We start from the raw sequence: 23,702 nt of genomic DNA, 5'->3' as shown, positions 1-23,702 counted from the left end.
TCTCCATAAAGGATAATTCATGTACGCGCTAGTAAACTGTCGAGTATTCACAGGTAGCGATGTGCTGAATAACCACGCCGTCATTATTGACGGCGTGAATATTCACGCAGTAATTCCTGAAAACGACATAAAAAATGATATAGAAACAATTGATTTACAAGGTGCAAACCTAAGCCCCGGCTTTATTGATTTACAACTCAATGGCTGTGGTGGCGTGATGTTCAACAACGACATAACCCCTGCCACTATTGATACCATGCACCGCACCAACCTCAAATTCGGTTGTACCAGCTTTCTGCCAACACTCATCACTTCTGCTGATGAAGACATGAAGCAAGCCATTCAAGCCCAACGCACTTACCAACAACAATACCAACATCAATCACTTGGCATTCACTTTGAAGGCCCTTACATCAATGTATTGAAAAAAGGTATTCATCGCCCAGACTTTATTCGCCCCGCAACAGATGAGATGATCGCTATTCTGTGTGAAAACGCAGATGTCATAACCAAAGTCACCTTAGCGCCCGAAGTGAATAACGTTGAGCATATTAAACAATTGGTAGATGCTGGCATTGTCGTATCAGCTGGACACAGTGATGCAACCTATGCTCAGGCTCGTCAAGGGTTTGATGCCGGTATCACATTCACAACCCATTTGTTCAATGCCATGACATCTATCGAAAATCGTCAGCCAGGTCTTGTTGGCGCAATTTATGATAGTAGCGAAATATATACTGGTGTTATTGCTGATGGCTACCATGTCGACTATGCCAATATTCGAATGGCGCATAAAATGAAGCAAAGTCACCTTGTTTTAGTGAGCGATGCCACAGCTCCAGCAGGCGCTAACATCGATAGCTTTCTTTTTACAGGGAAAAAAGTATATTACCGGAATGGTAAGTGTGTTGATGAAAATGGCACACTTGGTGGTTCGGCACTGACAATGATTGAAGCTGTACAAAATAGTGTCGAACACATAGGCATCGCCTTAGACGAAGCGATTCGCATGGCTACCCTTTATCCTGCGCGCGCCATTGGTGTTGATAAGAAATTGGGTGCTATTAAAAATGGTATGGTTGCGAACCTGGCTATTTTTGATCGTGACTTTAACGTTAAGGCGACAATCGTTAACGGTAAATACGAGCAGAACTAAACTATGACAGGCGGACAAATTGGTAACGTTGATCTGGTCAAGCAGCTAAATAGTGCTGCTGTATACCGACTCATCGACTTGCAAGGCCCTATTTCTCGCATACAGGTTGCTGATATTAGCCACCTAGCCCCTGCAAGCGTCACTAAGATTACCCGCCAATTATTGGAGCGCGGCCTGATAAAAGAGGTCGCGCAACAAGCTTCAACCGGTGGAAGAAGAGCAATATCTCTGACAACAGAGTCAGTCGATTTTCACTCTATCGCAGTACGCATTGGCCGAAATTATATTGAAATAACCCTTTATGACCTCAGTGGTAAACATATTACTGGTGCGGCTTATCCATTCTTATATTCTGATCAATATGTATTAGCTGAAGGTCTTATCAAATATATTCAAGAATTTATTGATAATAACCAGAATGTAATGAAAGAACTGGTGGCATTTGGCATTATCCTTCCAGGACTAGTTAACCCCGAAACTGGCACCGTCACTTATATGCCCAATATTGACGTGCATGATTTTGAGCTTGCTCATATTATTCAAGACACCTTTGATATTATTACTTTTGTTGGTAATGATATTCGAGGCCTCGCATTGGCAGAACACTTTTTTGGTGCTAGCCGCGACTGTAAAGATTCAATTTTAGTCAGTATGCATAATGGTACAGGTGCAGGCATTATTGTTAATGGTCAAGTATTCCTTGGGCAAAATCGTAATGTTGGTGAAATTGGACATATTCAAATAGATCCCCTCGGTGATAAATGTCAATGCGGTAATTTTGGTTGTTTAGAAACCGTCGCCTCAGATCCTGCGGTAATCAAACATGTACAGCAATTGCTAGATCAAGATTACCCAAGTAGCTTACAAGCACTTGAAGAACTGACAATGCTGGCTATTTGTGATGCCGCTAATGACGGAGATGAGCTTGCAATTCAAGCACTACTTAACGTCGGCCATCACCTTGGTAAAGCGTTAGCGATGACAATTAATTTATTCAACCCTCAAAAAATCATTCTAGCGGGTAATATTACTCAAGCCCAAGCAATTGTGTTACCGGCAATACAACGCTGTGTTGAAAATCAATCTTTAGCTGCGTTTAATCATGATTTACCGATTGTCGCGTCAGAGTTATTTAATCAGCCAACCATAGGTGCGTTTTCAATGATCAAACGCGCGATGTTAAACGGCGTATTATTGCAACGTTTATTGGAAGATTAATCATCAACCAAGCCTAAATTAGGTAATAAAATCATCACATTCAAAGGGGATTAATCACATTCGATTAATCCCCTTTGTGCTATTATCGGTATTATTTTTATACACTATCTTGCAAGGATGTAGTTCAAGGTATGGAGTTACTGTATATTAGCGCGGCATTTCTGGCCGGTTTCATCGCTCTCCGTTGTAAATTACCGCCGCTGGTTGGATTTTTAGTTGCCGGCTTTGGATTAAATAGTTTTGGCTTCCATTCAACGCCAGCGCTAACCACGTTAGCCGATCTTGGCGTTACGTTGTTATTGTTCACCATTGGTTTAAAACTTGATGTAAAAACGCTACTCAATAAAGAAGTATGGGGAGGCGCAACCTTACACAATTTATTATCGACTGCATTATTTACATTATTTTTAGTCATACTTAAACAATTAGGCTTAACGATGTTTGCCGAAATGGCATTCAATCAACTGGTACTTATTGGTTTTGCCCTATCATTTTCTAGTACTGTATTTGCGATCAAATTACTGCAAGAAAAAGGCGAGTTAAATGCTAAATACGGCACCGTCGCGATAGGTATTCTGGTTATGCAGGATATTTTTGCCGTTTTATTTCTAACGATATCAACAGGAAAGATTCCAGATATCACCGCTCTTGGTTTGTTTGCTCTGCCTTTATTACGCCCATTATTATATAAAATTCTTGATAAGGCCGGTCACGGTGAAATACTAGTACTTTATGGCGTTATATTAGCGCTGGTCGCAGGAGCTGGATTATTTGAAATAGTCGGCATGAAACCGGATTTAGGCGCTTTGCTATTAGGAATGTTAATGGCTGGCCACCCTAAAGCCTCTGAAATGGCTAAGTCACTATTTAATTTCAAAGAGTTATTATTAGTCTGTTTCTTTCTAAATATTGGCCTTGCTGAGTCACCAACCCTTAATGGCTTTTTAATGGCACTGGTATTAATGCTATTACTACCACTTAAAGGGATCCTTTATTACGCAGTTTTCCACTTATGTCGTTATCGGGTTCGCACCTCAATGCTAGCCACCTTAACCTTATTTAATTACAGCGAGTTTGGATTAATTGTTGGTGGCGTTGCTTATAAAATGGGCTTATTACCCGGCACTTTTTTAGTAGCGATGGCAATGGCGGTCTCATTATCATTTTTATTGGCGGCACCACTGAATAGTATGAGTAATAAACTCTATACTGAAGCGGCTAAACGCTTAAAAGAATTCGACCCTGAGCGGCTTAATAGTAATGATAAATTGATTGATTTTGATCATGCCAAAATAGTTATTTTAGGCATGGGTCGCATTGGCTCAGGCGCTTATGACGAACTAGAAAGCCGTTATGGCAAACAAGTACTTGGCATTGAAACCCGCACAGACTCGGTAGAACTACATTGTAAACAACAACGCAATGTGATTCATGGCGATGCAACCGATCCTGATTTTTGGGAACGGACGATTAATAATAATAACATTGAGCTTATTCTATTAGCGATGCCCAATGGAACTGCAAATATTTATGCCCTTGAGCAACTAAAAAGCCGCCATTTTCATGGAAAAATAGCAGCTATAGCTAAATATGATGATGAAGAAACCCAATTACATCAACAAGGTGTTGATGCTGCCTTTAATATTTATAACGAGGCAGGCAGCGGTTTTGCACGTGATGTCTGTGAGCATTTACACCTCCAAATAGCCACAATTAAAACCGATTAAATTACACTTCAAAAGTTAGATATTTCGCAGTGAAAAATAAACAGTAGCTCTCCTACTGTTTATTTTTTTAATTAAAAAACTGTTACAAAATAAATAAAATTCATTTAAAGGCGATTTAAATGAATAATATTCACCAAGCAGGCTTTATTTAAATTGAATTAAAATAAATGATTGCAATTGATTAGTGAATACGTAATTTTAACAAATAGAAGCGAAATATAAGTGGCAGCAACATCAATTATCATAATGATAACTTTCCTGCTACATGATACATTTCCATTAATTATGGATAATTAAAAAGATAACATTTGGAGCGGTATTATTATGTGTTCAGTATTCGGTATTCTAGACATCAAGAGTGACTCTTCAGCACTTCGTGCAACGGCGCTTGAATTATCAAAAAAAATGCGTCATCGCGGTCCAGATTGGTCTGGCATCTATGCTTCAGACAACGCAATCTTAGTCCATGAACGTTTAGCGATTGTTGATCTTAATAGTGGTGAACAACCACTATATAACGCAGATAAAAGTCATGTATTAGCCGTCAATGGTGAGATTTATAATCACAAGGAACTACGCGCTGAATTTGCACCTAACTACCCTTTCCAAACTGAATCTGATTGCGAAATTATTTTAGCGCTTTACAAAGAAAAGGGACCTGAGCTACTCGACTACCTTAACGGTATCTTTGCTTTTATCCTTTATGATGAGCAAGAAGACGCTTACCTTATTGGTCGCGACCACATTGGTATCATTCCGCTTTATCAAGGTTATGATGAGCACGGTAACTTTTATGTCGCTTCTGAAATGAAAGCACTGGTTCCTGTATGTAAAACAATCAGTGAATTTCCTCCAGGTACTTATCTTTGGAGTAAAAAAGGTGAGCCAGTTCGTTATTACAAACGTGATTGGATGGAATTTGATGCTGTTAGCCAAGCGAAAACCGACAAAGTTGCATTAACAGAAGCACTTGAAAGTGCCGTTAAACGTCAACTAATGACCGATGTACCTTATGGGGTATTACTTTCAGGCGGTCTTGATTCATCGGTTATCTCGGCTATCACCAAGAAGTTTGCCGCGAAACGTATTGAAGACGATGAGCAATCACAAGCATGGTGGCCAACATTACACTCATTTGCGATTGGTCTTGAAAATGCACCTGATTTAAAGGCTGCTAAAATTGTTGCAGACGCGATTGGTACCGTTCACCATGAATTAACCTATACCGTCCAAGAAGGGTTAGATGCTATTCGCGATGTGATTTACCACATTGAAACCTATGATGTAACGACCATTAGAGCTTCAACACCGATGTACTTAATGTCGCGTAAAATCCGTGCGATGGGTATTAAAATGGTGTTATCAGGTGAAGGTGCTGATGAAATCTTTGGCGGTTACTTATACTTCCACAAAGCGCCTAACGCTAAAGAATTCCATGAAGAAACAGTTCGCAAACTGTTAGCGCTTAACATGTTTGATTGTGCTCGCGCTAACAAATCGATGGCAGCATGGGGTATTGAAGCACGCGTACCGTTCTTGGATAAAGAATTTTTAGATGTCGCGATGCGCATTAATCCAGAAGATAAAATGTGCGGCAACGGTAAAATGGAAAAGCACATTGTTCGTGAGTGTTTTGAACATTACCTTCCAGAATCGGTTGCATGGCGTCAAAAAGAACAATTCTCAGATGGCGTTGGCTATAGCTGGATCGATAGTTTAAAAGAAGTTGCTGCAGCGAAAGTGACCGATCAGCAGTTAGCAACCGCAGCATTCCGTTTCCCTTACAATACTCCAACAACTAAAGAGGGTTATGTCTACCGTGAGATTTTTGAAGAGCTCTTCCCACTAGAAAGTGCAGCAAAATGTGTTCCAGGTGGTCCATCGATTGCATGTTCTAGTGCTAAAGCGATTGAGTGGGATGAGAGTTTTAAAAATGCAGCCGACCCATCAGGTCGTGCAATTGCTGCGGTTCACAACCAAGCTTATACAAAATAGATAAACTGCAGTCATAAAAAAACCGCCACGAATGATGGCGGTTTTTTTGTTAATGACAATACGCCATTAACGCTCCCAGTAAGCTTCTTCTAAGCTATCTTCACGCTCAGGTAGACCGCGAGAAAGACGAGGAGAATATTGGGCTAATACTTCATAACTTACACGGTTTGAATATAAACAAACTTGTGAAAATGATGAATAAGTTAGGAAAGAATATTGGTGCTTACTTGAATTTGGCACGTTTTCTTTATGGTAACGGTTAGCAGACATATCATGCAGTAATGCTGAAAGTGCACCATCACCTGCTCCGTTAGTATTTTTAATACGCTCAGGACCGCCCATATAAGGTGCAATGTGTGAATATGCCTTAATTGGATTCTCACATGCAGCTTTTAGCATTGGTCGGCTAAATTCATAACGGTTAAATTCAGCAATATCACCAGGAAGTAATGGTAAACTGGTTTCACGCTTTGCATTATCTTCAGTGTAACCTGCGGTGTATAAACCGACAGGACCTGCAGTACACAATACAAGATCAACCCATTCTAGAGTTTTATCTGCTGCAACTAACGGATCAGACTCACCCGTTAACGCTTCACCTTCGTCTTCATTCATCGCAACCACAGTAACATGATCACGTAGGAAATCACGCCACCATTGTGGATCGTCTTGAATAACGAATTTAGTACCGAGGGTTAATACTACTGGTACATCATATTTTTTAGCGAACTCAATCGCTTTCATTGTTGCAGCAGGCATTGGATCGCCAGGCTTACAACGAACAAGGTATGCCGTTAAAACAAGTGCTGATGCATTTTCAAACACACACTCGGGGATACTCTCTGGCTTAAGTTGGTTCATGTTACCTTCGTTAATTGCAAAGGTACGCTCACCATCTTTAGAAATCAGCGCAAAACAACGGCCAATCGGACCATTAACAGGCTGAAGATAGTTCATATCCATACGGCTTGAGGTATTACAAAGATAACGGTAAGCATAGCTACCAATTTCAATATCTTTACTCATCACACCCAATAGTACTGATTTATCATCAGCCAATACTGAGTAGTTATGTAACGTATTACCGATAGTGCCGCCAGCAAACTCATGCGTCACTAGATTGTTTTCTTTTAGTTCATTATAAAGCGCTTCTGCTTTTTCATCAGTAATTACCAATGAATGGCCTTTACTTAACTCATAGCGTTCCAGGAATTCGTCATCGACATAGGCTTCAATATCAACCAATGTCTGATCAATACCCACCACATGAGTACGTGTTAAACGCTTCTCTACCTTAGTTTGACTTAAAAGTGGATCGCGAGCATGTACGGGAAAATAATGCTTAGATTTTCGTTGTCCTGGAAATTTCATGTCAATGGGCTATCAAGTTGTAAATTTTGCGAATTCTATCACAGAATTTGACACATAAAAGCAAAAGCTATCATCGGTTTTGCGAATAACAACCAAAAATAACCACGCAAACGTTATCGTAAAGGGTATAGCTGTTACTACAAGCTGAAATTTACCACCCTTGTGTATGTTGCTTAATCAAACTTTCCATCATCAAAATATGTGCAGGGCTGTCATTTAAGCATGGGATCAAATTAAATTCTTTGCCACCTGCTTCAAGAAAAACTTCTTTACACTGCTCCGCAATCTCTTCAAGTGTTTCAAGACAATCAACCGAAAAAGCCGGGCACATAACATCTAAACGTTTGATGCCTTTTTCTGCCAATGATTTGATGGTGGCTTCAGTATAAGGTTTCAACCATTCTTCGCGGCCAAAAATAGATTGATAACTCATACTCATTTTTTCACGGGCCATATTAAGTGATTGAGCTAATAGTGCCGTCGTTTGATGACAATGCTCAGGGTACGGATCACCATTATCAGCATAGCGTTGCGGAATACCATGATAAGAGCAAAGTAGATAATCAGGTTGGCCTTTCTGTGCCCAAAATGTGTCAACAGACTGTGCTAAGGCAGCAATATAATCTGGATGATCGTAATAATGATTAATAAAGCGCAATTCTGGTAACTCGGGAGTCTTTTTTAAATCTTTAGCGATACGATCAAAAACAGCCGCAGTGGTTGTTGCTGAATACTGTGGATATAGCGGTAAAACAACGATGCGTTTACACCCTTGTTGTTGCAATTGCTGTAGACCTGATTGAATACTCGGCTCACCATAGGTCATACCTAATACAACGGGAACATTAAGTGTTTGTTGAAGTGTTTGTTGCTGACGACGAGAATAAACCATTAGTGGTGAGCCATCATCCATCCACACTGATTGATATAACTTAGCCACCTTAGGCGAGCGAATAGGTAAAATGACACCATGCAGGATTGGACACCATAACCAACGTGTCATATCAACTACGCGCTTATCATGTAAGAAATCACCAAGAAACTGCTTTACACCCGCAGTTGTTGGCTCTGCAGGTGTTCCAAGGTTTACTAGCAATACCCCATAGTTATTATTTATTGTCATCGGTATATGTCCTTTTTATCATTCGTTCGCGGCTGAACATTATATTATCTTCAGCAATGTGATCATACAATCTCGTAACCAAAATCACTCAATTGAACAACGATAGTAATATTGTTCTAGTATTAAAACCAAAAAAAACGAGCATTACCAATTGGTAAGCCCGTTCATTTACATCGTTATTAGCTATGATAAATAATTAGCTAATAGGCAATGTTATTTATGCTAATGCTTTCTCAAGCTGAGCACTTACTTCAGCAACAGGTAAAGTACCATCAAACTTAAGGTACTTAGTGTTACCAGCCGCAGCTTCTTTACCGTAATATTCGATAAGAGGTGCAGTTTGCGTGTGGTATACGTTTAGACGTGCGCGAACAGTTTCTTCTTTGTCATCTTCACGAATAACAAGATCTTCACCTGTTACGTCATCTTTACCTTCAACCTTTGGTGGGTTGTAAACAGCGTGGTAAGTACGACCAGACGCAAGGTGAGCACGACGTCCCGCCATACGCTCTACAATCACATCATCAGCAACATCAAATTCAATAACGTAATCAACAACAACGCCATTTTCTTTAAGACCATCAGCTTGAGGAATTGTGCGAGGGAAACCGTCAAGTAGGAAACCTTTTGCACAATCTTCTGCAGTGATACGCTCTTTAACAAGACCAAGGATGATATCGTCAGATACAAGTTGACCTGCATCGATCACTGATTTTGCTTGCTTACCTAGTTCAGTGCCTGCTTTGATAGCAGCACGTAACATGTCACCAGTAGAAATTTGAGGAATACCAAATTTTTCCATGATGAATTGAGCTTGAGTACCTTTACCTGCACCTGGAGCGCCCAGAAGGATAATGCGCATTGTGTTCCCCTTTAAAATAGAGTGGAAATTTGCAAAAAACTGAAAATACACTGATTAGCGCTCAGTCGCAAGCTTGGCACTATGACCAAGCCGCGATTGAATGATTTATCAGAATAGTCTGTGACTTTGATGGTTTAATTGGTTATTTAACCAACAACTTGTTTACTGCTGCTAAGAACTGTGAAGGATCATCCATAGTGCCGCGTTCAGCCAGCATTGCTTCACCAAATAGAAGCTCAACCCAACGGCCGAAGATTTCTTCATCGGCTTCATCAGCCATTTGTTTCACTAGGCTATGCTCTGGGTTTAACTCAAAGATATACTGCACTTCTGGCGCTTCATGGCCTGCAGCTGCAAGCAATTTCGCCATTTGAGTACCCATTTCGTTTTCGTCTGTCACCATTACAGCTGGCGTATCATGCAACTTAAACGTTGGACGTACTTCTTTAACGCGCTCACCAAGGTAAGCTTTTGTGCGCTCTGTTACTGAAGTGAATTCTTTTTCAGTTTCTTTCTGCTTTTCTTTTTCTTCTGCATTATCAAATGAAGACAGATCAAGATCCGCTTTGGTGATTGCTTGGAACTTCTTACCATCAAATTCAGGTAAGTGACCCATTAGGTATTCATCAATACGATCGTACATCAAAATAACTTCTAAGCCTTTAGCACGGAATTGCTCTAAGTGCGGGCTGTGTTTTGCCGCATTAAAGTTATCAGCTGTTAAGTAATAAATCTTATCTTGGCCTTCTTGCATACGGCTAACATAGTCAGCTAAAGAAACCGTTTGTTCTAACGACTCGTTTTCTGTTGATGAGAAACGTAGCAGTGATGCAATTTTTTCACGGTTGCTAAAGTCTTCCGCTAGACCTTCTTTTAATACCTGACCAAACTCTTTCCAAAATGACTGGTATTGCTCTGGCTCATTTTTAGCCATGCGCTCAAGCATTTGTAGTACACGTTTAGTACATGCTTTACGTAGTGCTTGAGTAATTTTGTTATCTTGTAGAATTTCACGAGATACGTTTAGTGGTAAATCATTTGAGTCAATCAGACCGCGTACAAAGCGCAGGTAAGTTGGCATGAACTGCTGCGCATCATCCATAACGAATACACGCTGAACATACAATTTAAGTCCATGTTGACCATCGCGATTATTTAAATCCCACGGTGCTTTTGATGGAATGTATAACAAGCTAGTATAATCTTGCTTACCTTCAACACGGTTATGACTCCATGTTAGTGGCTCAGCGTAATCATGGGCAACGTGAGTATAAAATTCTTTATATTCTTCATCACTAATGTCAGATTTATTGCGAGTCCATAGTGCTTGCGCTTTGTTAATTTGATCCCATTTAGTACCAGTAACCTCGCCTTCTTCATTTTTTTCTTCAGCTTGAATGAAAACCGGAATACCAATGTGATCAGAATATTTACCTACAATTTCACGCAAGCGATGTTCATCTAAGAACTCTTGCTCATCAGCACGTAGGTGTAAAATAATCTCAGTGCCACGGGTTGCTTTAGTGATGGTCTCGATGCTGTAATCACCCTCACCGGCTGAGGTCCAACATACACCTTCATCCGCAGCAACATCTGCACTACGAGTATTAACGGTTACACTATCAGCAACAATAAATGCTGAGTAGAAACCAACACCAAATTGACCAATCAGTTGCGAGTCTTTGGTTTCATCTTCATTTAACTGTGCAAAAAACTCTTTGGTGCCTGATTTCGCAATGGTACCTAAATGTTCAATCGCTTGTTCACGTGTCATACCAATACCATTATCACTAATGGTTAAAGTACCTGCTTCCTTGTTAATTGATAGCTTTACACATAAATCAGCGTCATTGCCGTATAAATCAGTTTTTGATAATGCTTTAAAACGCAATTTATCTGCAGCATCCGATGCGTTAGAAATCAATTCACGTAAAAAAATCTCTTTATTAGAGTAAAGTGAATGAATCATTAAATGCAGTAGTTGTTTTACTTCTGATTGGAAACCGCGCGTTTCCTTTTTATTATCAACTGTTTGCTCGCTCATTTCGACTCCAAAAAAAATTATGAGTAGTATATAAAGATAAATATGGTCAAACTGTATGATTTCAACCTAAAATAACATGTTTTTTATTTTTATATTTTTTGAGTAGTGGTTTTATATTTTTATATTCAGACAACATTCAGAGCAAACATATAATAATATTGTTCATATAAAACCCTTGGTAAGGCTAAACCAATGACAACAAATGCAACTAAGTATTTGATTGGAAATCGTTTTATTTTCGATCCTAATGACAACAGCTTAATAGATAAATGTGATAATAATGAATTAACTCGACTTGGTAGTAATGAAAGTCGAGCGTTAAGTCTGCTCATTGAAGATCCTAGCCTAATTATTACTCGCCAGCGTATTCATGATTATGTATGGCGTGAACAAGGTTTTGAAGTCGATGATTCTAGTCTTACGCAAGCAATTTCAACGTTGCGCAAAGCATTAAAAGATTCAACTAAATCACCAGAGTTTGTTAAAACTGTGCCTAAACGTGGCTATCAAATGATTGCCAGCGTGGAAAACTACATCTGTCAAAAACCACCACTAGACACGACGGTTGATATCAATGAGCCAGCAGTTATTTCGATGCCACCAGAGTTTGAGCCAGTGCTCTCTTCACCACGTAAAGAGGCATACCTTAACCTTTCAACAGCGGAATATTACCAACAGCCCCAAGAACAAACAGCAACCAAAGCAACCTTGATTTCTTGGAAAGGTTGGCTAGCGCTGATCATTGCTTTTATATTACCGATTATTGTTAACATCAGTATGCCACCCAAATCTGCGGCGTTTACTCCTTTATTTGATGTTGACGGGGTAACGCTTTATACCCCAAATAATAATCCTGATATAAAACAATGGCATAGTATGATAAAAACGTGTGTCAGTAATTATCTTCAATACCATAAGAGTCCCAATCAAAAGCCATTTGAAATTATCGTTACTGGCGGTCAAAACAACCAACTGTATTTAAATTACTTGCATAACAGTAAGGTACCAGCAGAAAACGTTACAGTGCGTTTACTCACAAGTGATAAGGATAACTCGAGCTTATGTCGCTAACCGCCTCTACCCCAATAACGCGCTTATTACGCCAATATTGGCCATTACTGATTTTGATTAGTTCGATGGTGATTTGCTCATGGGTCTACTTTTCAACAGACTATAAGCAACAGCAGTTATTGATGTCACGAGAATGGCAAAGTACCACCATTAGTCAGATAGAATCATTACCACAAGATTCTTTGCAAGCACTACGTAAAGTAAAACAAAGCAGTAATATGGTGTTTTTACCCAATCATACTTACTCACGGATCACCATACTTGAGCTTCATAGTGATGAACCTCGACCATTAACGATTCATATTTCAGAATCGGGACGTTGGGATGTCAGTGGCGGCTATTTACTGACTGAACCATTAGAATTTAAAGATATCACTTCTGGTTCAAACCATGATTTTGATAGTAAGCAACTCAATATCATTAAAGATATCTTTAGAATGAATGCGCAAGAAAGCCGCCGTATTGACGTTATTAATGAGCATACATTACTGCTTACCAGTCTTACTCATGGCTCAAAAGTATTGTTCTCGACCAAATAAATTTTAATAAATAAGCCATTATTAATAATATCTTATTAAATAACAGCCAATAAAAAACCGCGTCCAAAGAACGCGGTTTTTTTCTAGCAATAATAACCATAGTTATAATCGCTGTCGTCCAGCAAGAGAATGCGACAACGTGGTACCATCAACTAACTCTAGCTCACCACCAACAGGGACACCATGAGCAATTCTGCTCGCTGGTACACCATATTCATGGCAAAGTTCCGCAATATAATGTGCTGTTGCTTCACCCTCAACGGTTGGGTTGGTGGCTAGGATCAATTCACTAATGGCTTCTTTTTGCAATCGAAACTCTAGTGTATCAAGGCCAATATCTGCAGGACCAATACCATCAAGTGGTGATAAATGGCCCATTAATACAAAGTAACGCCCTGAAAATTGTCCCGTTGCTTCGACTGCTACAATATCTGCGGGGCTTTCAACCACACAAATAATGCCGTTTTCTTTTCGACGAGGATTGTCGCAAATCGCGCAAACATCATCTTCGGTAAACGTACGACAATCACGACAATGACCAATCTCAGTCATGGCTTGATTTAGCGCATCAGCCAGCTGTAAACCGCCCTGACGATTTCGTTGTAGCAAATTAAAAGCCATACGTTGTGCCGACTTAGGACCGACCCCAGGCAGACAACGTAAGGCTTCCATCAAATGCTCCAGTAAGTGACTGGTTCGCATTGATTAGAAAGGCAGCTTAAAGCCAGCAGGTAAGTTCATACCGCCGGTAACACCTGCCATTTTCTCTTTTTGTGTTTCTTCGATACGACGTGCTGCATCATTGAATGCCGCAGCAATCAAATCTTCAAGCATATCTTTGTCGTCTTCCATTAGGCTTTCGTCAATTTCTACACGACGTACGCTATGGCTACCAGTGATCGTTACTTTAACAAGGCCCGCACCAGATTCACCGGTCACTTCCATGTTTGCAACTTCTTCTTGCATCTTTTGCATGCGCTCTTGCATTTGCTGCGCTTGCTTCATCATGTTACCCATACCGCCTTTACCAAACATAACTCTTCTCTCTCTATCTGGTCTGGTTAAAAATCTTTAAACTGGTCTAATACTTTCTTCATCCAGTTGTGCAGCAAAACGCTGACAAATGAAATTCACATTAGGATCGTTCGCTAAACTTTCTCGTGCTTGTAACAATTTTTGTTGGTACAAGTGTTCACGTAATTCCAATGGTGTTTGGCCCTGTTCGCCCAACACAATTGATAATTGTACAGATGTTTGTAACACATCATTTAAAGCACTATTTAATTGCGCTGTCGCTCGCTCTGCTTGTAAATGTTTCTGAGCAGAACGCAAGTACAAGGTAATATGATCATCAGTACGCTCAAAAGCAGAGTTAAGTGCTAATTGCTGAATTAATTTAGGTACATCAAGCTGAGTAACTAACTGTGACCAACTATCCTGATTTGCCGCTTCATTGACAAGCAATTTCGCCATCTCAGGGGTTTTTTCATGTTCTAAAGCGCGCTTTAAAACTCGCGGCGTTAACTCAGGCTTAATTACCTTATCAGCCTCAGCTTTTGCCATTGGCTTCCAGCGATATTCATCTTTTTCTGCCACATTAGCAGCAGTCGACGCCGGCATCGCATGAGAATTCAATGATGGCATCGCCGTTTGCTTATTGGCTATGCGATCCATCACTGAGGTTGCGACTTTTTTAGCTGGCGCCGTTAGGGCCTTTTTTGGCGATACCGCTACCGATTGTTCATCTTGACCACGTTTAGTTTGGCTACGTAACTGATTACGGGCAGCTAATAGCCCTGATGCAGCCGATGGTCGAGCTGCAGCAGGTTGAGGTTGTGTTGGCGCAACGGGCGTAGATTGCTGCTGTGATTGCAGCGGCGCTACTGGCGCTGTCGGTACCGATTGCTGCTGTTGCTGTGGTGGTATCGATGCTGACAACGGCGGTTGCGATGGTGGCATCGCCGTTGGCGCGACATTATCGGTTACTGGTGGCTGCATTTGTGCTTTTAATGCTTGCACCCGTGACACACCACTTACAGCAGTATTAACCGCTACTGGCTGAGTACTTGGCACGACAATTGGCTGTGGTGTAATACTTCCACCGCTCACCGGACGAAAAGCAAGCATGCGTAATAACACCATTTCTAACCCTGTGCGGCCATCTGGTGCAAACGACAAATCTTGACGCCCTTGTAAACAAATCTGATAACACAATTGTACATCTTGTGGTGTCATTAGCTGGCTAAGTAAATTCACACGCTCGGCATCGGGTAAACTTTCATCAAGGCTTGCAGGTAAAGCTTGAAACATTGCCACTCGATGTAATTGTGCTGACAACTCACGTAATAAACTGTCCCACTCAATGCCAATAGCTGCGAGTTGCTGCAAACTAGCCATTGCGGTATTTGCATTAGCGCTAGCAACAGCCTCTAATAAACACAACGCTTGATCTGTATCTAGCGTACCCAGCATAGTTGCAACCGTTTCAGCGCTAACATGGCCATTGCCTAATGCTATCGCTTGATCGGTTAAACTTAATGCATCACGCATACTGCCTTCAGCAGCACGGGCTAATAACGCTAATGCACGCGCTTCATATTCAACTTTTTCTTCAGTTAATATTTTATCTAGTTGCGCATGAATTTGTTGATGGTCTAGATGCTTTAAATGAAACTGTAAACAACGAGATAAAATCGTTACCGGCAGTTTTTGAGGATCAGTGGTTGCCAGAATAAATTTCACATACTCAGGCGGCTCTTCAAGCGTCTTTAATAACGCATTAAAACTGTGACGCGAGAGCATATGAACTTCATCAATAAGATAAACTTTAAAGCGCCCACGTGCAGGCTTATATTGCACGTTATCTAATAATTCACGGGTATCTTCAACTTTAGTGCGTGATGCAGCATCAATTTCTAGCAGATCAACAAAACGCCCCTCATCGATTTCACGACAGGTTGTACATTTACCACAAGGTGTAGACGTAATGCCTTGCTCACAATTTAGTCCTTTCGCAAAAATACGTGCGATAGTCGTTTTACCAACGCCACGAGTACCACTAAAAAGATAAGCATGGTGAAGCCGATTTTGTTCTAAAGCATTCCCTAATGCTGTTAACACATGTGATTGTCCAACCACATCTGCAAACTGATAAGGACGCCATTTTCGGGCCAGAACCTGATAACTCATTTATAAATAACCTTAATCAATCTGGACTGCATCTGGTGCAACGAAATTCGCCACTCTTTCTTTTATTCTCGCCATCATAACTATAATGCTAACAACTGCTAGTGATCATTATAAAACAAAGAAAATAAACGAAATAGTAACGAGATAGGTAAAACATTAAATTCAACATTAATGCTAGCATAGTGCCCATTTGTGAGCGAGAGGGCGCTAGAGTAAGCGCCCAATGATTAACCAACTATCACTTTATTACAGAATATAATCAGCCATAGTTGTTAAAGACATCTTAATGTCCTGGGAAATCACAAATAGAGTAAACGTTCAGCCCTAAGCCTTGTAGACGTGCTTCACCACCAATATCAGGTAGATTGATCACAAATGCAGCGTCAGCAACATCACCGCCTAAACGACGCACTAAGTTAGTGGTTGCTTCAATGGTGCCACCTGTAGCCAGCAAATCATCAACTAACAACACTTTATCACCAGCAACAATCGCATCTTTATGAATTTCTAAGGTATCTTTACCATATTCAAGTTCATAACTCTCAGCAATCACTTCACGTGGCAATTTACCAGGTTTACGCACAGGTACGAATGCAACTCCTAACGCTAATGCTAATGGTGCACCAAACAAGAAACCGCGCGCTTCTGTACCAATGATCTTAGTGATACCTTGATCTTGATATTTTTCAGCCAAAATAGCGATCGTAGCACGATACGCTTCAGGCACTTCCATTAGGCTAGTGACATCACGAAAAAGAATACCTGGCTTAGGGTAATCTTGAATTGATTTAATGCTGTTAGTAATTAGATCTAATGTTTCTTGGTTCATCATTCTTTCCGTACTTACTCTTACTGCAAACAGAGTAATTTCAAGTTAAAGCCTGCAGATTGCAGACGAAAGCATAAAAATAAAGCCGTTCACAACAGCTGTATTTTTATGTGATAAGTACGCATTTTATGGGTTTTCGTCAACTTCGGCAACTGACGTAACATCAGCTTGAAGTTCAACCACTGGCAATCGATTAAAACAGTATAATAAAACCATCATTCCCAGCAACAACATGCCTTTATGCCACCATAAAGGCACCATCACTATTGAGAAGGTAAAACTGAGCACTATCATTACCCTTCCACGTCGCTTTACAACAGATGTTACTGCGCCATGTTGGTGCCAATTAACTAAAATAGGTCCAAGCTGAGGATGTTGATGTAACCACTGATTTAATTTCGGTGAGCCTCGCATAAAGCAAGCACTTGCCAATAATAAAAAAGGGGTGGTTGGCAATAAAGGTAAAAAGATCCCTAATACACCCAAAGCGACAGCAAGCCAACCCAAGGCAACTAAAACATAACGTATCATTCGACTCTGAACCATAATGTCTTTATTCAAGCGTTTACTACCTCAATTCGCAAATTTAACAACTTACATACCTTTTCTATTGCGAAACTCGTTCTTTGTAACAACAACTACCAGCAATTGTTAACATTTATCATTATTCATTGACGTTGGCTATATCACAGCAAAAATTAACCAATATTTATTAAATTCGCTTAAAGAATTGATTCAAATCACAACAGCATACAGAATCTCGATTAGACTAATAACACTTAGAGGTACTGCATTAGATTTTTATTTAGCCGCAGTATAACAACACTCAATCAAAGCATGGGTAATTACATTATTACCCTGACCTTATTATTGAATATCACCACTATGGCTATGACCGATATGAATTATAAAAATTTTCAGTATCCGCTAGAGACCGAATATTTATCTTTAGCTGAAAAATTAAAAAATGAAATGTTAATCAATCATTTAAATGACAGTGCTATTGCAGACAATAACACTGATCTTAATGATCTGATCGTAATGGCTAAATCGTCTTTTATACCGAACCTTTTTGATATGGCAATACGATTAGAAAAAGTAGATGCTGCGGTATGCTCATTTAAGTTAGGTATGTATGGCTTATGCGCCGATTGCGAAGAGGAAATTGAGTATAGCGATCTTGAACAAGATCCGGCTCAACCTCGATGCAAAGCTTGTCGCGAACATAGCCGTTATCACCACGATTAATTATCGCTAAAGGCTATATTTAGCCAGCAAACAAACAAAAGGCAACCTTGGTTGCCTTTTACTTTTTTATTACAAAATAACCACAATAATAACCAGCAAGCAGTTAACCTAGTTAGTTAATTAAAATCTTTTTCTGCCATCCAGATTTTAAAGGCTTTTTTATCGTTATTTGACGCTTTGGTATACCACATTTTTAATTGCGTTAATGCATCACCCGTAATTTCTACCTTGCCGGTTTTATTATCAACATTCACTGCTACTTGTTGTAAATCTATCGCGTTACCTTGTTCAATCACAATGCCATTATCACTATTATAAGCCGCAACAAGCGCTTCAATATCGCTGTAAGCTGCGAAACCTTCACCTTGTAATTCAACACCGTCAAGAGCTTGTAGTGCTCCGCCCTCAACCGCTAATTGCCACTTAGCACCCCGTTCAAAAAAGGCTTTCGCTTGTGATTCAGTAGTTAAACGTGGCAGCGTGATTTCAGCATTTTTTTGGGCCAAATCAATCTCAAATAAATACGGACGAGTAGTAAAAATAGTCGATTTTGAACCGCGCTTAACCTCACCATCAAAACGCACCACCACTTGGTGTTTACCTGGTGATAATTCAACACTATCAACTGCGTTCCAGCCTTGCGCTTTAACTTCTTTACCATCAACCGCTAATAACTCAATTTTATCCGCGACTGATAACGTTGCCGCTTGGGTCGTCGCTGAAAACAATGCTACTAATAGCCACAATGTGTTTTTCATTATTAATCCTTAATATATTTTTTGTTTTATCGGCTGCTCATTGCTATCACTAGCGCTATTAAACTAATGCGTGATAGCAATATTCATCCAAAAAAATTCACCTTAGCAAAAAGCCGCCAATAAAGGCGGCTTCATCAATCATTACGTTAACGCTTGATTAGAATTTAACTTCTAGACCAGCAACGTAACCGAAATCTTCTAGTGAATCTTTCTTATCGTCAGCATAACCAACTTCAACATATGCACGTACATTGCTGTGCAGCTGTTGCGTTACGTTTGCGTATACGTTGTTGATTTCGTTACCGCCAGAAATTTTATCTTCGCCACGAACATAGCCAAGTGCCATAGTTGTGTTGTCGATTTTGTATGAACCATTGATTTCGTAAAGATCAATTTTCTTATCAGTGATCTTAGTATTAGCTGCTTTGTATTCAACTTGGCCAAAAGATGCCGCTAGGTTAATTGCACCCATTGCATATTGTGCTTCAAGGTTGTAACCACGAACGTTCTCACCAGCTTTACCAGGAATAATAACTGGCGTACCGTTATCATTACCTAGAGTGAAACCTTCTGCACTGATACGCTTACCGTCATAACCGTATGCACGAATATCTAGACCGCCAGTACGGAAACCAACGCGACCATCAGTGATTGTAGTGCTGTGGTTAGTGTCCATTTCATGAGAAACACCAGTGTAGAAAGTACCGTTATCGTAAATGTACTTAGCAACACGGTCACCATCAGTCTGTACCCAGTCAAGTTGACCTGCGCCTAACTCGTAATCTTTACCGATACCTGAATCATCAGTAATTAGCAGTTGACGACCAAAAGTTAGTGTACCGAAGTCACCAGAAAAACCAGCCCATAGCTCGTAGTTCTGTAGATCACGGTTTTCATATTTGAATGCAGTACCAGAAACAACGTTTAGGTTCTCAGACACAGCAACGGTTGCATTAAGTGCTAGATCACCATCATCTAGACGGATAGTTGAATCGCCGTGCTTTTCAAAGTTGTCGTAAAGCTGCACTTCAACTGCACCAGAAAGATCAACTTTAACGCCATTTGCGTCGTAAAGGTTGATGCCAGCATTTGCAGAACCAGCTGCAGTTAGAACTGCTAGCGCTAATAGAGTTTTTTTCATGATATGTCCACTGCCTTTCTTATTGTTGTAAACCTCAATCCTGAGGTTCCCTGTCCCTATATTCCCCTGCTATGTGTATTGATTAGAAAACAAAACACTAAAATACAAAGGAAAGTAATTTATGGCTCACATCCTGACAGAAGTTCAATATTTTTGTCAAATAATCTAAATTAAACATAAAAAAACATAAAACACATCACAAAAACAATGGCTTATATAAAAACAATCAGATATTAATCACACTAAAATAAGTAAAAATATGCAATTAACAATTCTTTAATAGCTGTAAATAACTGTTAATTACATTGCTAACAAACTGGATAAATCAAAAAGAACAGCATAAAAAACCATTCATACCGCTAAGTTATGAATTTAAAATTGGCATAAGCGAAACAAATACAAACTCAATGTAACGAAAGTAAAAAATCGTGAGCAACACCTCACTTTAAAACATAAATAGCGTAAATATTGTTACCGCTCACATTTAGCGCTTCATGCTATAATGTATTTCCCGATATTTATGAAGTTTCAGTCATGCTGCATAACACCATTAAAAGCGACATTAAACAGTGTTACACCAACCTCGGTCATCAACTTGATAATTTTATTCCACGCCGCGCACAAAACTATTTAGTCGCAGAAATTGCCAAAACACTGGCGGGTGAATACCACAAAAAAAATCGTATTCTGGTGGCTGAAGCAGGAACAGGTATCGGTAAATCACTGGCCTATTTAATTGGTGGAATCCCTTTTGCTTTGTTCAACAATAAGAAATTATTGATTTCAACTGCAACAGTGGCACTTCAAGAGCAGCTGATTACCAAAGATTTACCACTGTTTAATCAAATTTTTCCGCGCGAGTTTAGTTTTATTCTTGCTAAAGGCCGCCAACGCTATTGTTGTAACCATAAATTAGAAGCCAGTTGTTCAACCGATAAAGAGTTGCAATTGGGTATGTGGGAAGAAAAGCCAAAAAAATCTGATCTCGATTTACTCAAGCGAATGCTCAAAGCCATCGAACAAAATAAATGGGATGGTGATCGCGATAGTTGGCCAACCACGATTCCAGATAAAGTGTGGCAACAAATCATGGCAGATAAACACAGTTGTCATGCGGGTATGCCCAAGCACCGTAGCTGTCCATTTGCTAAAGCACGTGAACATCTCGATAAAGCAGATGTCATTGTTGCTAACCATGCACTACTAATGGCAGATATTGAATTAGGTGGTGGTGTCATTCTGCCAGAACCAGAACAAACCATTTATGTGATTGATGAAGCCCATCATTTACCTCAAGTTGCGCGTGACTTTTCATCTGCAGCTTCAAGTTTAAAAGGCGCTGCTGCTTGGCTTGAAAAGCTTAATCAAATTGTGTCTAAATTTGCAGAATTAGCTGATTATCAAAAATCAAATCGTTTTCAAAACGCGATTCAAGACAACATTCAACATTTAGTACCAACCTTAAATCAAATTGCCAATAATATTGATGCCAGCACATTTAACAAAGATGGTGTCTACCGCTTTGAACATGGCGAACTGCCTCAATGGCTTGAAGAAGAAGCCAAAGGCTGTAAAGAAGCCAGCAAAAAAGCGCTACAGTCACTGGGTAAAATTCAAGATCTTATCGCTGAGCGCACCAAAGAAAACATCATTATTCCGCGTTTAGGTGAGCAAGCACTTACTGAAATTGGTTTTTACTTGCAACGTCTTGAAAATTTAGAAAAAGTTTGGTCATTAATGGCACAGCCAAACCATAAAAAAGGGGCGCCACTTGCGCGCTGGATAGAAAAAAGCCCTGATCGTGAAAATGACTACATCATTGAAGTATCACCATTAGAAGTCGGTTATCGTCTTGATCAATTATTATGGAGTCGGGCTGCTGGCGCGATTTTAGTCTCGGCGACATTGCGTGCATTAAATCAATTTAGTTTCTTCTGTCGTCAAGCAGGTATATCAGATACAGAAGCTGAAGGAACACGTTTTCTAGCATTAGCGTCACCATTTGATTATCAAAACAATGCTCGCTTAGTGATTCCTGCATTAAAACTTGAGCCTCAAGCAGAACAATTTACCGATTTATTGATCGATGTATTACCCGAATACCTTGAAGGTGAAACCGCAAGCTTAGTCTTATTTTCTTCTTATTGGCAGATGAACAAAGTCGCCGATGCACTGCGCCCACTGGCAAAGAAAAACAAATGGCAATTGCTGGTTCAAGGGGAAGAATCACGAAATGAAACTCTAAAAAAACATAAAGAAAATTGTAAAAACGGCCTGCCAAGCATTTTATTTGGCACTGGGAGCTTTTCTGAAGGTCTTGATTTACCTGGTGATTTATTAACAAATTTAATTATTACAAAAATTCCATTTGCGGTGCCAACCTCCCCCGTTGAAGAAGCACATGCCGAATATATAGAAAGCCGCGGAGGTAATCCTTTCTTACAAATTTCGGTTCCAGAAGCCAGTAAAAAACTGATTCAATCCGTGGGCCGATTGCTGCGAAAAGAACTCGATTCTGGTAGAGTGGTTATTTTAGATCGTCGTATTATCAATCGTCGCTATGGAAAAGCATTACTTGATTCTTTGCCTCCATTTAAACGCGTTATTGAGTACAACTAATCATCTTAACCATAATACAAAGCATTTAAATGATTGATATGATTGAACCAAGTACGCTGTTGATTCTTGGTATTGTTGCATTAGCTGCAGGTTTTATAGATGCAGTGGCAGGCGGTGGGGGTATGCTGACTGTTCCCGCCCTGCTTTCTCTTGGGTTACCGCCTCACATTGCGCTTGGTACTAACAAATTGGCGGCAACATTTGCGTCATCAACAGCTGCATGGACTTATTATAAAAAGCAGTTGTTCAACCCTAAATTTTGGCGGGCATCTTTTGCGGCAACATTTATTGGTGCCGTTGCAGGTACTATCATCGTTAACCTGATTAGTGGTGCTTGGTTAGAAAAAGCCCTGCCTTTGATCATTTTTGCGGTAGCAATTTATAGTTTGTGGCATCCGCACCCTAATCCTGATCAAACCCAACTGCCAGCAGTAACTCGCAAGTTTAAATATCAACAATGGCTGCAAGGTTCCAGCTTAGGCTTTTATGATGGTATAGCGGGGCCAGGCACAGGCGCATTTTGGACAGTATCGAGCTTAGTATTATATCGCTTAGATATGCTGCGGGCTTGCGGACTTGCTAAAGCGATGAATTTCACCAGTAATATAACCTCATTGGTGACCTTTATTATTTTAGGCCATGTTAATATCGCATTAGGTTTAACAATGGGGGTATGCTTAATGATTGGCGCTTACCTCGGTGCACACTCAGCTATTCATTTTGGTGCTAAATTTATTCGTCCCGTATTTATTAGTGTGGTCTTTATTCTTGCGGCTAAATTAGCTTGGCAGGCGTGGTTTTAACCTTCGCTA

Annotated in this window: 20 protein-coding genes; 9 read left to right on the top strand and 11 right to left on the bottom strand. The window is 40.0% G+C overall.

The genetic code is table 11. The annotated features are described in order from the left end of the window. Window positions 1-19: 19 nt before the first annotated feature. The 4 genes from nagA to asnB all read left to right on the top strand — a co-directional run bounded on the left by nagA (window position 20) and on the right by asnB (window position 6,096). Complete coding sequence (nagA, locus tag PAND9192_RS01130; RefSeq protein WP_087852205.1) at window positions 20-1,156, top strand: N-acetylglucosamine-6-phosphate deacetylase; 1,137 nt, start codon at window positions 20-22, stop codon at window positions 1,154-1,156. A gap of 3 nt (window positions 1,157-1,159) precedes the next feature. Next, window positions 1,160-2,374 carry a DNA-binding transcriptional regulator NagC gene (gene nagC, locus PAND9192_RS01125; RefSeq protein WP_087852204.1) on the top strand — a complete coding sequence of 405 codons (1,215 nt, stop codon included), beginning with the start codon at window positions 1,160-1,162 and terminating at the stop codon, window positions 2,372-2,374. Window positions 2,375-2,505: 131 nt separating this feature from the next. Then, window positions 2,506-4,101, top strand: a complete 1,596-nt coding sequence (locus PAND9192_RS01120) for a cation:proton antiporter domain-containing protein (RefSeq protein WP_087852203.1) — start codon at window positions 2,506-2,508, stop codon at window positions 4,099-4,101. Between the two features lie 324 nt (window positions 4,102-4,425). Then, window positions 4,426-6,096: an asparagine synthase B gene (gene asnB, locus PAND9192_RS01115; protein WP_087852202.1), complete on the top strand. Its 1,671-nt coding sequence runs from the start codon at window positions 4,426-4,428 to the stop codon at window positions 6,094-6,096. A gap of 66 nt (window positions 6,097-6,162) precedes the next feature. On the opposite strand, the gene PAND9192_RS01110 is transcribed toward asnB, so the two are convergent. The 4 genes from PAND9192_RS01110 to htpG form a co-directional block, all read right to left on the bottom strand. Continuing rightward, on the bottom strand, window positions 6,163-7,467 hold the full coding sequence (locus tag PAND9192_RS01110; RefSeq protein WP_060997000.1) for an inosine/guanosine kinase: 1,305 nt from the start codon (window positions 7,465-7,467) through the stop codon (window positions 6,163-6,165). 151 nt (window positions 7,468-7,618) lie between these two features. Continuing rightward, the gene (gene hemH, locus PAND9192_RS01105; protein ID WP_087852201.1) at window positions 7,619-8,590 is read right to left on the bottom strand and encodes a ferrochelatase; all 972 of its coding nucleotides are present in this window, start codon (window positions 8,588-8,590) and stop codon (window positions 7,619-7,621) included. A gap of 217 nt (window positions 8,591-8,807) precedes the next feature. Continuing rightward, window positions 8,808-9,452: an adenylate kinase gene (gene adk, locus PAND9192_RS01100; RefSeq protein ID WP_060997002.1), complete on the bottom strand. Its 645-nt coding sequence runs from the start codon at window positions 9,450-9,452 to the stop codon at window positions 8,808-8,810. A 142-nt stretch (window positions 9,453-9,594) separates the two neighbouring features. Further along, entirely contained in the window at window positions 9,595-11,496 is a 1,902-nt protein-coding gene (gene htpG, locus PAND9192_RS01095; protein WP_087852199.1) for a molecular chaperone HtpG, read from the bottom strand. Between the two features lie 192 nt (window positions 11,497-11,688). On the opposite strand from htpG, the gene PAND9192_RS01090 reads away from it, so the two are divergent. Both PAND9192_RS01090 and PAND9192_RS01085 read left to right on the top strand, forming a co-directional pair. Further along, window positions 11,689-12,567, top strand: a complete 879-nt coding sequence (locus PAND9192_RS01090) for a winged helix-turn-helix domain-containing protein (protein WP_087852198.1) — start codon at window positions 11,689-11,691, stop codon at window positions 12,565-12,567. Then, on the top strand, window positions 12,558-13,106 hold the full coding sequence (locus PAND9192_RS01085; RefSeq protein WP_087852196.1) for a regulatory protein ToxS: 549 nt from the start codon (window positions 12,558-12,560) through the stop codon (window positions 13,104-13,106). Before PAND9192_RS01090 ends, PAND9192_RS01085 begins: the two co-directional genes overlap by 10 nt. Before the next feature lie 102 nt (window positions 13,107-13,208). On the opposite strand, the gene recR is transcribed toward PAND9192_RS01085, so the two are convergent. The 5 genes from recR to PAND9192_RS01060 all read right to left on the bottom strand — a co-directional run bounded on the left by recR (window position 13,209) and on the right by PAND9192_RS01060 (window position 17,655). Further along, window positions 13,209-13,808 carry a recombination mediator RecR gene (gene recR, locus PAND9192_RS01080; protein WP_060997006.1) on the bottom strand — a complete coding sequence of 200 codons (600 nt, stop codon included), beginning with the start codon at window positions 13,806-13,808 and terminating at the stop codon, window positions 13,209-13,211. A 3-nt stretch (window positions 13,809-13,811) separates the two neighbouring features. Continuing rightward, entirely contained in the window at window positions 13,812-14,141 is a 330-nt protein-coding gene (locus tag PAND9192_RS01075) for a YbaB/EbfC family nucleoid-associated protein (RefSeq protein WP_045041700.1), read from the bottom strand. A 36-nt stretch (window positions 14,142-14,177) separates the two neighbouring features. After that, window positions 14,178-16,295, bottom strand: coding sequence for a DNA polymerase III subunit gamma/tau (dnaX, locus tag PAND9192_RS01070; RefSeq protein ID WP_087852195.1), 2,118 nt, complete (start codon window positions 16,293-16,295; stop codon window positions 14,178-14,180). A gap of 283 nt (window positions 16,296-16,578) precedes the next feature. Further along, on the bottom strand, window positions 16,579-17,124 hold the full coding sequence (gene apt / locus PAND9192_RS01065) for an adenine phosphoribosyltransferase (RefSeq protein ID WP_045027108.1): 546 nt from the start codon (window positions 17,122-17,124) through the stop codon (window positions 16,579-16,581). A 126-nt stretch (window positions 17,125-17,250) separates the two neighbouring features. After that, window positions 17,251-17,655, bottom strand: coding sequence for a YbaN family protein (locus PAND9192_RS01060; RefSeq protein WP_234998881.1), 405 nt, complete (start codon window positions 17,653-17,655; stop codon window positions 17,251-17,253). Between the two features lie 369 nt (window positions 17,656-18,024). On the opposite strand from PAND9192_RS01060, the gene PAND9192_RS01055 reads away from it, so the two are divergent. Next, on the top strand, window positions 18,025-18,372 hold the full coding sequence (locus PAND9192_RS01055; protein ID WP_087844212.1) for a TraR/DksA C4-type zinc finger protein: 348 nt from the start codon (window positions 18,025-18,027) through the stop codon (window positions 18,370-18,372). A gap of 116 nt (window positions 18,373-18,488) precedes the next feature. On the opposite strand, the gene PAND9192_RS01050 is transcribed toward PAND9192_RS01055, so the two are convergent. Next, window positions 18,489-19,133: a YccT family protein gene (locus PAND9192_RS01050; protein WP_370738373.1), complete on the bottom strand. Its 645-nt coding sequence runs from the start codon at window positions 19,131-19,133 to the stop codon at window positions 18,489-18,491. Window positions 19,134-19,287: 154 nt separating this feature from the next. After that, the gene (locus PAND9192_RS01045; RefSeq protein ID WP_087852192.1) at window positions 19,288-20,271 is read right to left on the bottom strand and encodes a porin; all 984 of its coding nucleotides are present in this window, start codon (window positions 20,269-20,271) and stop codon (window positions 19,288-19,290) included. Window positions 20,272-20,805: 534 nt separating this feature from the next. Here PAND9192_RS01045 and dinG point away from each other — a divergent pair. Beyond that, window positions 20,806-22,890, top strand: a complete 2,085-nt coding sequence (dinG, locus tag PAND9192_RS01040; protein ID WP_087852190.1) for an ATP-dependent DNA helicase DinG — start codon at window positions 20,806-20,808, stop codon at window positions 22,888-22,890. 29 nt (window positions 22,891-22,919) lie between these two features. Continuing rightward, window positions 22,920-23,693, top strand: coding sequence for a TSUP family transporter (locus PAND9192_RS01035; protein ID WP_087819367.1), 774 nt, complete (start codon window positions 22,920-22,922; stop codon window positions 23,691-23,693). Window positions 23,694-23,702 lie beyond the last annotated feature (9 nt).

The sequence above is a fragment of the Photobacterium andalusiense genome, assembly GCF_900185625.1.
Taxonomy (GTDB): domain Bacteria; phylum Pseudomonadota; class Gammaproteobacteria; order Enterobacterales; family Vibrionaceae; genus Photobacterium; species Photobacterium aquimaris.
The sequence above is the reverse complement of the archived record's forward strand: the minus strand, read 5'-3'. Positions and strand labels throughout refer to the sequence as shown.

Bases quoted from the DNA above. Each gene is read 5' to 3' on its own strand.
- nagA (WP_087852205.1), top strand. From the start codon at position 20: ATGTACGCGCTAGTAAACTGTCGAGTATTCACAGGTAGCGATGTGCTG.
- nagC (WP_087852204.1), top strand. From the start codon at position 1,160: ATGACAGGCGGACAAATTGGTAACGTTGATCTGGTCAAGCAGCTAAAT.
- PAND9192_RS01120 (WP_087852203.1), top strand. From the start codon at position 2,506: ATGGAGTTACTGTATATTAGCGCGGCATTTCTGGCCGGTTTCATCGCT.
- asnB (WP_087852202.1), top strand. From the start codon at position 4,426: ATGTGTTCAGTATTCGGTATTCTAGACATCAAGAGTGACTCTTCAGCA.
- PAND9192_RS01110 (WP_060997000.1), bottom strand. From the start codon at position 7,467: ATGAAATTTCCAGGACAACGAAAATCTAAGCATTATTTTCCCGTACAT.
- hemH (WP_087852201.1), bottom strand. From the start codon at position 8,590: ATGACAATAAATAATAACTATGGGGTATTGCTAGTAAACCTTGGAACA.
- adk (WP_060997002.1), bottom strand. From the start codon at position 9,452: ATGCGCATTATCCTTCTGGGCGCTCCAGGTGCAGGTAAAGGTACTCAA.
- htpG (WP_087852199.1), bottom strand. From the start codon at position 11,496: ATGAGCGAGCAAACAGTTGATAATAAAAAGGAAACGCGCGGTTTCCAA.
- PAND9192_RS01090 (WP_087852198.1), top strand. From the start codon at position 11,689: ATGACAACAAATGCAACTAAGTATTTGATTGGAAATCGTTTTATTTTC.
- PAND9192_RS01085 (WP_087852196.1), top strand. From the start codon at position 12,558: ATGTCGCTAACCGCCTCTACCCCAATAACGCGCTTATTACGCCAATAT.
- recR (WP_060997006.1), bottom strand. From the start codon at position 13,808: ATGCGAACCAGTCACTTACTGGAGCATTTGATGGAAGCCTTACGTTGT.
- PAND9192_RS01075 (WP_045041700.1), bottom strand. From the start codon at position 14,141: ATGTTTGGTAAAGGCGGTATGGGTAACATGATGAAGCAAGCGCAGCAA.
- dnaX (WP_087852195.1), bottom strand. From the start codon at position 16,295: ATGAGTTATCAGGTTCTGGCCCGAAAATGGCGTCCTTATCAGTTTGCA.
- apt (WP_045027108.1), bottom strand. From the start codon at position 17,124: ATGAACCAAGAAACATTAGATCTAATTACTAACAGCATTAAATCAATT.
- PAND9192_RS01060 (WP_234998881.1), bottom strand. From the start codon at position 17,655: ATGATACGTTATGTTTTAGTTGCCTTGGGTTGGCTTGCTGTCGCTTTG.
- PAND9192_RS01055 (WP_087844212.1), top strand. From the start codon at position 18,025: ATGAATTATAAAAATTTTCAGTATCCGCTAGAGACCGAATATTTATCT.
- PAND9192_RS01045 (WP_087852192.1), bottom strand. From the start codon at position 20,271: ATGAAAAAAACTCTATTAGCGCTAGCAGTTCTAACTGCAGCTGGTTCT.
- dinG (WP_087852190.1), top strand. From the start codon at position 20,806: ATGCTGCATAACACCATTAAAAGCGACATTAAACAGTGTTACACCAAC.
- PAND9192_RS01035 (WP_087819367.1), top strand. From the start codon at position 22,920: ATGATTGATATGATTGAACCAAGTACGCTGTTGATTCTTGGTATTGTT.